We start from the raw sequence: 12,617 nt of genomic DNA on the forward strand, positions 1-12,617 counted from the left end.
ATAAAGTCCTTACTTATCACATGGGAAATAACAATCTGTCCTGCTTTTTTCTTTTCCTCCATGCTATGTAAAATATTCAGATGTTTATGTATTTTACCTAGCCATGAATATTGGGGCATGGGATATTCTGGCTTTCTTTGTAAAAAGAAGATAACAGGTTTTGGATTCATATATGTAGAAGATGCGAAAGGAGATAGGATTGGTAAACATTAAAAGGGGGTTAGGGCTTTTTTATAAGCTCCCAACTATTCATATTTGAAATAATATACAATATATTCAAATATGTAAATAGCTGTCTGGTTCGCGAGGATAGGGCAGTTTTAATCTTTAGCATTGATTTTCTTACCGTAATCTGTTGTTTTTTTAATCATATCTGTTACCTTTGTTCCTGTGGGGAATGTTTTAGAAGCCATGGCGTTGACTTCCTTCCGTTATAATTATGGAAAAAAGGTATTTTAAAGTTTTATTTCAGTTTGCATAAATTATCCCCGGTTCTAATTTCGGCTGAGATAGTAATATCACATTCTTTATATTTTGACTTAACTAAACTATTTATGTTATGATGAGTATGTTAACTAGATTACGCGATTATGCAAAACTTCTTTTTACCCGAGAACAGAAGCTTTGTCTTGTAAATAACGCATTTACAGCTCCTGACGCAACGTTGCAGGAAGAAGTTCTTATTGTCTCTCCAACACCCGAAGAACAACCTTCCGTGCCTGAGCAACAACACGTAGAAGCACAGCCACAACCTGTACCCCCCAAAAAATATGTGACCGAAAAAGATGTTGTATATGAATCATTTAAAAAGCTCACTCCGGAATATCTGTTTATTATAACGGAAATGCGCAACTTGCTTAACTCTGAGAACAAAAAATTCGTATTCCATGCGTTGGCAACCCATATAAGTATTAAAAAGGTGGCAAAACATCTGAAAATTACACAACGCAAAGTAAAGATCATATTTCAGGAAGCCCTGGTGGATATCGGTAGTCAAACCGGATTTATTAGGAACTATCTGGATGAGAGAGAAAAGAAAGATAAGGAAATCAGGGAACTGAAATCGAAGGTAATATTATTAAATGCCAGAATAAAGGAATTACAAAATGAGCAAGTCTTACGCATGAAATTTGCTGGGGAAAAGATTTCACTAAAGGACCAGCAACTCTTACTGAAGAAGCCATTGAACGTCTCTCTTGATCTAGATACAAGGACCAACACAGCCTTAAATAGTAACCATATAGAAACGCTGGAGGACTTAATGAAGTATATTTTAAAAAACGAGGAGATGGAAAGATTGAAAACACTACATAACTTGGGAGAAGTCTCGTATAAGAGGTTGGAAAGGGAATTGTTCAAAAAAGGAATAATGGATGTCAACGGGCATTGCGAACTTTTACGATATGTGACGGTTTCCAAGAAATAACTGTGATCCGGTTGTTTATAACTTTGTGGTTCATGTATTGGCAAATACTATTTGTAATAATAATAATAGGTTTATATTTGTATCGGAATTAGGATATGTTGCTAGGTGAAAAATAATTATCTTTTGCCGAATTGTTAACCTGACAGCTATTTAATGAGGAGAATTACAGTATAAACATGGATAGTGAACTTTTATATCGTCTGAAGGAGGGAGACAGGGATGCTTTTAATACTGTCTACTGGCGGTACAGTCCGAAGGTATACAACACCGTTCTGTATTTGCTGAATGACGCAGATTTGGCTGAAGATGTCGTTCAGGAACTCTTCCTGACTATTTGGGAAAAGCGTGGAAATATATTACCTGAGCTTAACTTTGAAGCCTATATCTCGACCATCGCCCGTAATTTAGCCTATAAATATGTGGAAGAAGCCCTTCATAGAAACCTTCCGGTGGAAGAAATCAGGGATGCGAAACTGGTTTCCAGCTCGGAAGAAGATGCGATTGAAGCCGACTCCTTACGAGAATATATTTTCAATGTCATCTCTTCCTTTCCGGAAATGCGGCGGAAAGTTTTTATCATGAGCCGTTTTGAAAACTTGTCGCATGCAGAAATTGCGAAAAGACTATCCTTGTCTGAACGTACGGTAGAAGCACATATCTATCAGGCTCTGAAAGAACTTCGTAAAGTGCTTGGAAATAAAGCGGTCGCTTTTATTCTTATCTATCTTTCCTTATAAAACGGACTTCCCTCTTTTCTGAATATTCCTTGTCTTTAAGTAGAGCTTGTTTGTGAACTAAAGTTAAAAATGAGCTTGTTTTATCTTTTGACTAAGTAGTAGGTATATTTATCCCACTATAATATATAAACGGATTAATAATGAGAATAGAATTACTTCACCGTCTGATAGCAGGTACGACTACCGAAGAAGAAAACCGGCAGTTGATGGAATGGTTCCGGCAGTGCGCATCCAAAGAGGAGTTCTTCATGCTTTTTGAGACAGCATGGAAAGAGAGTCCGGATGAGATGCCCAGGGATGTACAGGAACGTATGTACCGCAGGCTGAGCCGGGAGTTGGATGAGAAGAAAACTAAAACTATTTTATTACGTTCACGTTTTTCATGGAAGGTTTGGCCACAGATTGCGGTAGCTTGTATTATCATTGTTTTAGGCCTGGTTAATTATCGTATGAACGATAAACAAAAGCAACTGTCGACACAGAATTTCACGGTATTGGCAGAAAAAGGGCAACGGGCATTCATTACTTTGCCTGATAGTACGAAAGTGTGGCTGAACTCCGATACAAAAATTAGTTATCCGGCAGATTATGGCTTGAAAGAACGTAACGTAACATTAGTAGGAGAGGCCTATTTTGAAGTGGCCAAAAATCCGGATAAACGCTTTATTGTAGAAGCAAAAGGTATGCAGGTCGAAGCTTTGGGGACTTCATTCAATGTTAATGCGTATCAGAATGATAATAAAATTATTGCATCGTTATTTTCCGGTTCTGTCAGGGTAAGCTATGATCGTCATGTGGCAATCCTCAAGCCGCATGAGTCGGTTAAGGTCGATTTATTGAACCGAAGTTTTTCCCGGTACAAAGATGAGAGTATGCAGAATATAGCTCTTTGGAGAAAAAATGAGATCACATTTGACGGTGAGCCTTTGGAGGAGATAACCCATATTATGAGTCGCCTGTATAATACAACAATATGTATAGAAGACGAATCTTTGAAAAAAGTATGTTACATAGGAACCATTCGAAATAACAACCTTGAAAACTTTATCGACATTATTAACCTGACAACTCCGGTTGTATATGAAAATAAAGGAGATACCGTATTTTTGAGAAAGAGGGTTCCTTAGCAGGAGTTAACCGTACGGAAAAATAAAACGAATATGTCTAATCTAATACAACGCCTATGAGAAAGGAATAAAAAATTAACAAAAAGAGGTAACTCTTTCGAGCTACCTCCTCATTACTGTTTTTGCAGATATCCCTTATGTTGATACAGCCGATGTAGGAGACCGGCCGTTGTTAACGGGACTCTTCTGCTTACAAAGTTACAAACATTTATTTTATCTACATCTTATTTCTAATTAAAAGAAAAATGAGTAACATGAAGCATTTATTTAAACAGATGGTTTTTCTGACAATCTTGTTAACCTTTCCGTTGCTGGAGATTCACGCTCAGATAACCATACATATCAAAGACAAACCCGCTTCGGAAGTGGTGAAGCAAATTGAAAAGGTGAGCAAATACCGCTTTTTCTATAAGAAAGGACTTCCTGGTATGACTACTCCGATTACCGTTGAAGTGAACGATCAGGGTATTGAAGCCGTGATGGGACAGATTGTGGGGCAGATTCCTGTTTCTTATACTATAAAAGGGGATACTCAGGTAGTTCTTGCCGAGTCTGAGCCTCAAAATACGAGTACAGGTAAAAATAAGTCAGTGAAAGGTTCCGTAACAGATGCGAATGGCGAACCTGTTATAGGAGCAAATATTGTTCAGATAGGAACCGTAAATGGAGTAATTTCTGATCTGGATGGTAATTTTGATATAGAAGTGCCGGAAGGTTCGACTCTTGAGATTTCTTATATAGGTTATCGTCCTAAAGAAGTAAAAGTGGGGAACAATACAGTATTGACTGTTATTTTGGAGGAAGATACTCAGGCGTTGGATGAGGTAGTCGTTGTCGGATACGGCAGCCAGAAAAAAGTAAACCTGACAGGATCGGTGGCTACCGTAAATTCAGAATCTTTGGCTAATCGTGCAATATCCAATGTCTCTCAGGGATTACAGGGCCTGGTTCCGGGTATGACTGTTACAAATAGTGGAGGACAACCGGGTATGGATGCCGGCAAAATACTTATTCGTGGTGTCGGCTCTTTCAATGTATCGACACCGATGGTATTGATTGATGGTATCGAAGGAGATATGAATATAGTGGATACACAGGATATCGAAAGTATATCTGTCTTGAAGGATGCTGCTTCAGCTGCTATATATGGCTCTAAAGCTGCTAACGGGGTAATTCTTATTACCACGAAGCGGGGAAAACAGGGGGCTCCCAAGATCAATTACAACGCTCTTTTCGGGTGGTCTTCCCCTTCGGAATTGATGCCGCGTACCAGTTCGGCAGAATTAGCTCAGTTGACTAATGAAGCAGAATATTGGGGTGCTATATCCGAAGGTGCTACCTCGGAACAGGCTACAAAGCGTATGCCTTATTCTCAGACCGATATCGACTTGTATGCAAATGGAACCGATCCGTACGGACATCCAAATACAGATTGGAATAAACTTTTCTTTGTGGGTTCCGGATTTACCAACCGGCATAATGTAAGTGTCGGTGGAGGTACCGAATGGGTAAATTACCGTACTTCGCTGGGATATTCTAAACAGGAAGGTATAGTGAAAAATGCAGCAAGCAGGCAGTTCAACCTGCGTGTAAACTTGGATATGAAAATTACAGAGCGGTTAAAATCCAAAATAAATCTGGATTATGTCAATTCTTTGATTCAGGAGCCTACAAATCCGATATCCTGGGATTCGGGAACAAGCGAACAGACTTACCGCCAAGTAAATAGAATATCTCCGATGGTTCCCTATAAGAATGAAGATGGTACATATGGAACAATCAGTGATGGTAACCCGATTGCTTTCCAGGATTCGGGGGCAAAAGGTGAAAGACAGAATGACTATATTACAGCTTTTGCGGAATTTTCTTATGATATTCTGGATGGATTGGTAGCCAGAGTGAACGGTTCATATTATGTACAAAATCAGGATTATAATTTATATAGAAAAGAAATTCAATATAATGAAGCCAAATATGACGGACCTACCCAGTATACACAATCTTATTATACGAATAACCGTACACAAGCAGATGCTATGTTGACTTACGATAAGACATTTATAGAAAAGCATACGGTTAATCTATTGGCTGGTTTCCATTCGGAATTGTATAAATACAAGGAAACGAAAGCCTACAGGAAAGACTTTCCTTCTTCGGATGTAACCGACCTGAACGGAGGTTCGGTTGTCGGAATGACTAATAGCGGATATACCCGTGAACTTGCCATGAATTCATTCTTTGCAAGAGCTAAATATAATTTTGATAATAAATATTTGTTCGAAGGTAATATCAGAGGGGATGGTTCTTCCCGTTTTGCTAAAGGATATAGATGGGGATGGTTCCCTTCTTTCTCCGGAGCCTGGCGTTTATCTAATGAGGATTTTATGGCTGGTACACGTACTTTTGTTGATGATATGAAAGTCAGAGCTTCCTGGGGTGTATTAGGAAATCAGGAAATTCCGAATGATTATTATCCGTATATTAATACATATTCTACATCTCCTAAATATCCTTTTGGTAATGTAATCAATACTGGAGCAGCACAGACAAATAATAAAATAAATGACTTGTCATGGGAGACAACCTATACCTGGGGAGTCGGTTTGGATATGACTGTACTGAATTCGTTGTCGATGACTCTTGATTGGTATAATCGTAAAACGACGGGTATTTTGATGCAGGTTAATGTTCCTACTACCTTTGGTTACGGAGGATATTATGACAATATCGGTGAGATGAGCAATAAAGGTATTGAGGCCTCTCTGAATTATAATAAGCAGATTAGTCAGGTGGCTTTTAATGCCGGTGTGAATTTTGCCTATAATAAAAACAAAGTATTGTCACTGGGAGACCTCGACGACCAGAAAGGTAGCCGCACCATAACAATGGTTGGTCGCCCGTATCAGGCATTCTACGGTTACCAGTCTGACGGAATTTTCCAGAGTCAGGAAGAGATAGATAAGGCTCCTAAATATACGATGATTGACAATGCACGTCTGATACCAGGAGACATTAAGCTGGTTGATAGGAATAAGGATAATGTCATCGATGAAAAGGATAAGATTATTCTGAACTCAGAAAATCCTAAGTTTACATTTGGTATTAATCTGGGGGCTAAATGGAAGTTATTTGATGCCTCTTTATTCTTCCAAGGGGCGGCAGGCGTTGCCCGTTATTTTACGGATGAAATGTACGGTGAATTTAACGGTGATTCAGGTCATCCTTCCAAGTTGTGGTTGGATAGGTGGACTCCTGAAAATCCGACGAATAAAATGCCGCGTGCATCCAAATTCAGAACTTATAATATGCCGGAAGTGACAACCTCTGATTTCTGGCTAGTCAATACGAATTATCTGAGATTGAAAGATGTACAAGTTGGCTTTACATTCCCTAAGACATGGTGTACTAATATGAAGATAACTTCTGTCCGTATTTATTACAGCGGACAAAATCTGCTGACAATAAAAAAATGTCCGGAAGGAATCGATCCTGAGGCTCCGAGCGGTTGGGGAGCATATTATCCGCATATAACAACTAATTCGGTTGGAATTTCTATCACTTTATAAAGATTAATCGTATGAAAAAGATATTATTTTTATTCATTATAGGTATTCTGGTTACTTCTTGTTCTCTGGATCGTGCACCTAAAGATTCTTTATCGACTGCTACTTTCCCGAAAACGGAAAAAGATATTGAAATGTTAGTGGTCGGTTGTTATGATGGTTATGTGGATCAGACGTTTACTGTTTATAATGATGTGTTTAGTGATAATGGCTATTGTGCCATCAATACGAACTGGTCTGCTTATGCCAACGGAAAAGCGACGCATTCAAATCCAGGAATCGGATGGTTTGATTATACTTTGATCACTCGTTGTAATAATTTCTTGGCTCTTACCGAAAACACCGAAGTTCCGTTTAAAGATCCGAACAGGCTGAAACAACTGAGGAATGAGGTTCGCTTTCTTCGTGCCTGGAGATATTATATGATGGCGACAGCCTATGGAGATATTCCTTTGGTAACAGAAGTTATATCTACATTGGAAGAATCCAAAATACCGGCATCGCCCGAAACTGATATAGTTAAATTTATATTGGATGAATTGAATGAGCTTTCGGCAGATGGAAACTTGGATGTTACACCTAAAGAGTCTGGTCGTATCACAAGAGGGGCGGCATTGGCACTTAAAATGAGAATGTGTTTGTATTACAAGCAGTATGAAGAAGCGATTGCAGCAGCCGATGAAATAGAGAAACTGGGGGTTTATAATTTGTTTACTGCCGGAACGACTCCTTATGCTGATTTGTTTAAAGAAGCGAATGAAGATAATTGCGAGATTATCCTGGCTGCTAAAAAGGTGGAGAATGATTATAAGAATCAGACAATTATTGAATTTTGTAATGCGAACGACGGGGGATGGTCGGCATTTGTTCCTATACAAAGCCTGGTCGACGCTTATGAAACATCTTCCGGTCTGACGATCGAAGAAGCTGAGAAAAACGGAGAATATGACCCGGTTCATCCTTATAAGAATAGAGATCCCCGTTTTTATGCAACAGTTTTGTACTCCGGAGCAGATTGGGTGAATCCTAACGGCGTTTACAGAATATATAATACACTCGATAGGACTATAGACGGGAAACCGAACAAGGATAATGCAAATGATTCACGTAATGCTTCACAATCGGGATATACATGCTGTAAATATATGTCGCCTCTTACGCAATATTCGGATATCAACAATACAGGACTCGATTTTATTGTTTTTCGTTATGCCGAGGTGCTTTTATCAAAGGCAGAAGCATTGATCGAGCTCAACAGAGATCTTGATGAAGCCTGCAATTTGATGGATGAGGTGCGGAAACGTGCCGGGATGCCGATGGTAGATAGAAATAAATATTCGACACAGGCAACCTTGCGTGAGTTGTTAAGGCGTGAGAGACGCGTTGAGTTTGCATTCGAAGGATTAAGACGTAGTGATATCGTACGATGGGGTATTGCAAAAGAAGTACTTAACGGACCTATTTATGCAACCAACTATGGTACAGTCATTATGGATACGAATATTCCTCAGGAAGAACGGGTTGTTATCAAAACTGGAGAGGAGAATAAAGTCGTATTGGAAATACGTTCCTTCAAAAATACTTATCTTCCTATACCACAATCGGAACTAGACCGAAATCCGAATCTGGTTCAAACAAATTTTGAATAAAAGGAATGATTATGGTATATGGATTATTAAAAAGATATCTAGGTTTGTTGTTTCTTTCTGCCTGTATTATTCCGAATCTTTTTGCCGGAGTTACGCAAAAGAAAGAGAAACCGGTGATGTTTCAGGTAAGGAAAGATATAAAATATCAGGTGATCGATAATTTCGGGGCATCGGATGCCTGGAGGATCGCTTTTGTCGGTCGGTATTGGCCGGTGGAAAAACGCGAAAGGATTGCTGACTTACTTTTTAGTACGAAGATGGATACCAACGGAAATCCGATTGGTATAGGTCTGAGTAACTGGAGAGTGAATATTGGTGCCGGGAGTTTTGAAAACCGGGAAAATAAAGAAGTCACGAGCACCTGGAATCGTACAGAGTGTTTTTTATCACCGGATGGCTCGTATGATTTTAGTAAGCAGGCCGGACAGCAGTGGTTTATGAAGGCGGCAAAAGAAAGAGGAGTCGATGACTTTCTGTTTTTTACCAATTCGGCTCCTTATTTTATGACGCGAAGTGGTTCGACATTGGCGTCGGATAAGAAGAGGATTAATTTGCAGCATGACAAATTCGATGATTTTGCCGATTTTCTGGCGTTAACAACCAGGCATTTCATTGATGAAGGGTTTAATGTCAGGTATATAAGTCCTATAAATGAACCTCAGATTGATTGGGGAGAAAATAAGTGGCAGGAAGGTAGTTTTGCAACCAATCAAGATGCTTATATGCTTGTCGAAGAATTGGATAAAGCATTAACCAGACATGGCGTTTCATCGAAAATTGTGTTTGGAGAGGCGGCTGATATGAAGTATTTGTTCGACTGCGACACCAGTCTGACAATGCCGGATAATATCATAGAAGAGTTTTTTACTCGTAAAGGACAGTACAATATTATGGGGATGCCCAATGTGTATAATTGTGTTTCTGCCCATGATTATTGGAGTGCTTACCCGGCGAAAACATTGGTTGGGTTGAGACAGAAAATACGTGGGGCTCTGTCGGCGGCTGATAATGGTACTAAGTTCTGGGCTTCGGAATATTGTATTTTGGAGAAAAATGATGAAATATCCGGTGAACCTTCCCCTGCCAAAAGTCTGAATCTGGGATTATATGTTGCACGGATTATCCATACTGATTTGGCGGTAGCCAATGCATCGGCATGGCAGTGGTGGACTGCTGTTTCTTTGGGTGAAGATGTTCCTATCCAGTTGAAGCCTAACGAGCATTCAACAGCCGAAAGTTTGAAATATGACGGAATTGTAAGTCCTACGAAGATGCTGTGGGCGACAGGTAATTTTAGTCTGTTTATTCGTCCGGGGATGTGGAGGATTTCGTTGGACAGAGAACCGGAAATTTCTGAACAGGAGGCGGCAACTTCGTTAATGAGTTCTGCTTATACGGATGGGGAAAAGGTAGTGTTGGTTTTTATCAATTATGAAGATAAGCAGAAAGAAGTGAAGATTAGATGTGGTAATTCAACCAAAGGGAAAATGTATGTTACTGATATGGATAAAAATCTGGAATATACGGGAGAACATAAATTATCGGAATTGATAATTGCCCCGAAGGCTGTGGTTACAGTTGTAATCTAGTTGAAAAGTTCAGTCCTGCCGAAGTCTTTCGCAGGACTGATTTTTTTGAAGACATGCGGAACCTCTCTTTGTAGTGGTTATTACCGCTCATATTTTTACTATGGCATGAATAGAATTTTATACCGACCTAACCGGAAAAAGTATACGTACTAATTAGAATTAGTATGCCATGTAATCAGTGGTTGATAACCATCAACCGTATGGTTCATAATTATCGACCGATTGGCTCACGATTATCAACCAAACGGCTGACAATTATCGGCCGCTGATTTGAATGGGAAGTGAAGTAAGGACGATAAGGGTAAGTGTTTGAAAACAAACGTATTAATTGTCATGGCAAAGTAAGGATAATTTTTTTAGTAAAACACAAGAAAACAGAATATTTTATCATTTCCGTTGTTTATTTAATCGCATCCGCTATCTTTATGAGGTGCGGATAGTTTTCTTCCCTTAATCTCGGATTTTGCAAAATAATACCCGTATTTTATAAAAGTATCTATTGGATTTGTTTCTTATTTTTACCATTTCAATGTTTTGAAGCCTAATATAACTTAAGATGAATAATCGTATAACGAAATTTTTAGCCATAACTCTGTTCTTATTGAATATAAGTCAGATTGTAAAAGGAGAGGCGGTAGACGCTGTTACCGGTGCTACTCCGGTAAAGTTGAAAATAGAGGCGAATGCCGATAAACAATTGGTACTGGATGTCTCTTATGAGGAAAATTCAGTTATTCGGGAAGCTCCTTTAGGATTGAATGTTGATCACCGTCTGCTGGGGAAAGATGCTCAACAGTTGAGCAAGGAGAAAAAGGAGAACAATACCCTGGTCTATGAGTTCCAACAAGCTGATGGTTGCCGTTTCTTTTTGGATGCTCGGATATTTCCTGACGGGATTGCCCTGCGTTACCGCGTTCCGGCAGATGGACCTGTATGTATTTATGGAGAGGAAACATCGTTTATTTTCCCGTCACAGACTAAAGTTTGGTATGCCAGCGGTCCATTTCAGTACGGCTGGTTGCAACAGTACCAGGAACGGGAGACTGACCGTATAGAAGGCGAGTTGTTGGCTCCGCCTGCGACTTTTCATTTACCGAATGGAATTTATGCAGCGATCACGGAAGCAAATCTGTTCAATTATCATGGTGCAGTACTGTTGGGTACAGCTCCGAACAAGGTACAGTTTGGTTATGTGGAAAATAAGGGACATGTGGAAACGGGAATAGTTACTGGTCTTCCTCCTGCTAAATACTGGCATGAAGAAGTGCGTAATATCCCGTGGATTGTTTCCCCGAAAGCGGAAAGTCAGGAAATTGTAACTCCCTGGCGTATCCTTATGTTGTCAAAAGATTTGAATGGCTTGGTAAATAACCAGATCATTGCTCAGGTTTCTGATCAGCCGAATAAAACGCTTTTCCCGGATGGAGCAAAGACAGATTGGATAAAACCGGGTAGGGCGACCTTTACGTGGTATGTGCAGGGTAGTGAAAAACTAAGTGTAGCTACGCAAAAACGGTTTGTAGACGGATGTGCTGAACTGGGTATTGAATCCGTAGTGGTAGACGATGGCTGGGAGTTGTGGCAACAAACAGAGAAAGAGGCAAACGGACGGACTAAATGGGAAATACTGAAAGAGTTGGTGGATTATGCCAAAGCCAAGAATGTGGATATTTGGGTATGGCGTTCTTCGTCTCCCCGCTCTGGTAATAAATCAGACATTGGTCTGGTAGATCCGCAAGAACGCACCAATTTCATGAAGAAGTGCGCAGAAGTTGGGGTGAAAGGGTTGAAGATAGACTTCTTCCATACCGAAAACCTCTTTACGGTGAATTTGATGGAGAATATTTTGAAAGATGCCGCCAAAGAAAAGTTGATGGTTATCTTCCACGGTGTGAATAAACCGACCGGCGACTCCTATACCTATCCGAACTTGTTGGCGAAAGAGGCGGTGAGAGGTTTGGAATGTGTAGGTGGAGAGGATAGCTGGGCTCCGGGACCGGCTTGGCCTTATCACAATACGGTATTGCCCTTTACCCGTTGGTTGGTAGGAGCTGCCGATTATACGCCGATGAGTTTCACTACGCAATGCTCTCCCTCCGTCACCTTTGGATGCCAGTTGTCATCCATTTATATGTTTACTTCCCCGATGTTGATCTTTGCGGCAGATGTGGATGAAATGTTGTCCTGCCCCGGACGCTCGTTTATAGAAAGTGTACCGGTGATTTGGGATGAAACGGTTGTATTGCCGGAAAGCGAGATCGGCAGGTTGGCTGCTTTGGCACGCAGAAAAGGGGATGTTTGGTATCTGACCGTCCTTAACGGAGAGGATGCCCGTACGTTTGATGCGAAGCTGGATTTCTTGCCGAAAGGGAAATATCAGATGGAAATAGCTACGGATGCCCCCGGCAACCGGAAACAGCTTGTGGTGAAGAAAAGTAAAGTTCGTTCCGGCCAGCGGCTTAAAGAAGAATTGATGTCGGGCGGTGGCTTCGTGGCTCGTATTAGCAGGTATTAAAATATTGTATT

The 12,617-nt window shown here is 40.2% G+C and carries 7 protein-coding genes; all 7 read left to right on the forward strand.

The window, feature by feature from the left end:
- The first annotated feature begins 559 nt into the window (after positions 1 to 559).
- The 7 genes from HMPREF1535_RS08835 to HMPREF1535_RS08865 all read left to right on the forward strand — a co-directional run bounded on the left by HMPREF1535_RS08835 (position 560) and on the right by HMPREF1535_RS08865 (position 12,606).
- Positions 560 to 1,426 carry a hypothetical protein gene (locus HMPREF1535_RS08835; protein ID WP_046145903.1) on the forward strand — a complete coding sequence of 289 codons (867 nt, stop codon included), beginning with the start codon at positions 560 to 562 and terminating at the stop codon, positions 1,424 to 1,426.
- Positions 1,427 to 1,602: 176 nt separating this feature from the next.
- A complete protein-coding gene (locus HMPREF1535_RS08840) occupies positions 1,603 to 2,163 on the forward strand; it encodes an RNA polymerase sigma factor (protein ID WP_010801118.1) in 561 nt (186 codons plus the stop codon).
- Positions 2,164 to 2,303: 140 nt separating this feature from the next.
- On the forward strand, positions 2,304 to 3,290 hold the full coding sequence (locus tag HMPREF1535_RS08845; RefSeq protein ID WP_046145904.1) for a FecR family protein: 987 nt from the start codon (positions 2,304 to 2,306) through the stop codon (positions 3,288 to 3,290).
- Positions 3,291 to 3,544: 254 nt separating this feature from the next.
- Positions 3,545 to 6,856, forward strand: a complete 3,312-nt coding sequence (locus tag HMPREF1535_RS08850) for a SusC/RagA family TonB-linked outer membrane protein (RefSeq protein ID WP_229060969.1) — start codon at positions 3,545 to 3,547, stop codon at positions 6,854 to 6,856.
- A gap of 11 nt (positions 6,857 to 6,867) precedes the next feature.
- Entirely contained in the window at positions 6,868 to 8,502 is a 1,635-nt protein-coding gene (locus HMPREF1535_RS08855) for a RagB/SusD family nutrient uptake outer membrane protein (RefSeq protein ID WP_046145906.1), read from the forward strand.
- A gap of 11 nt (positions 8,503 to 8,513) precedes the next feature.
- On the forward strand, positions 8,514 to 10,091 hold the full coding sequence (locus HMPREF1535_RS08860; RefSeq protein WP_046146477.1) for a glycoside hydrolase: 1,578 nt from the start codon (positions 8,514 to 8,516) through the stop codon (positions 10,089 to 10,091).
- Between the two features lie 556 nt (positions 10,092 to 10,647).
- Positions 10,648 to 12,606: a glycoside hydrolase family 97 protein gene (locus HMPREF1535_RS08865; RefSeq protein WP_046145907.1), complete on the forward strand. Its 1,959-nt coding sequence runs from the start codon at positions 10,648 to 10,650 to the stop codon at positions 12,604 to 12,606.
- Positions 12,607 to 12,617: the final 11 nt, after the last annotated feature.

The sequence above is a fragment of the Parabacteroides goldsteinii DSM 19448 = WAL 12034 genome (genome assembly GCF_000969835.1).
Classification (GTDB): domain Bacteria; phylum Bacteroidota; class Bacteroidia; order Bacteroidales; family Tannerellaceae; genus Parabacteroides; species Parabacteroides goldsteinii.

What these genes read in the sequence shown, in the direction of transcription:
- HMPREF1535_RS08850 (WP_229060969.1), top strand. Translation starts at nt 3,545, where the DNA reads ATGAAGCATTTATTTAAACAGATGGTTTTTCTGACAATCTTGTTAACC.
- HMPREF1535_RS08855 (WP_046145906.1), top strand. Translation starts at nt 6,868, where the DNA reads ATGAAAAAGATATTATTTTTATTCATTATAGGTATTCTGGTTACTTCT.
- HMPREF1535_RS08840 (WP_010801118.1), top strand. Translation starts at nt 1,603, where the DNA reads ATGGATAGTGAACTTTTATATCGTCTGAAGGAGGGAGACAGGGATGCT.
- HMPREF1535_RS08845 (WP_046145904.1), top strand. Translation starts at nt 2,304, where the DNA reads ATGAGAATAGAATTACTTCACCGTCTGATAGCAGGTACGACTACCGAA.
- HMPREF1535_RS08860 (WP_046146477.1), top strand. Translation starts at nt 8,514, where the DNA reads ATGGTATATGGATTATTAAAAAGATATCTAGGTTTGTTGTTTCTTTCT.
- HMPREF1535_RS08865 (WP_046145907.1), top strand. Translation starts at nt 10,648, where the DNA reads ATGAATAATCGTATAACGAAATTTTTAGCCATAACTCTGTTCTTATTG.
- HMPREF1535_RS08835 (WP_046145903.1), top strand. Translation starts at nt 560, where the DNA reads ATGATGAGTATGTTAACTAGATTACGCGATTATGCAAAACTTCTTTTT.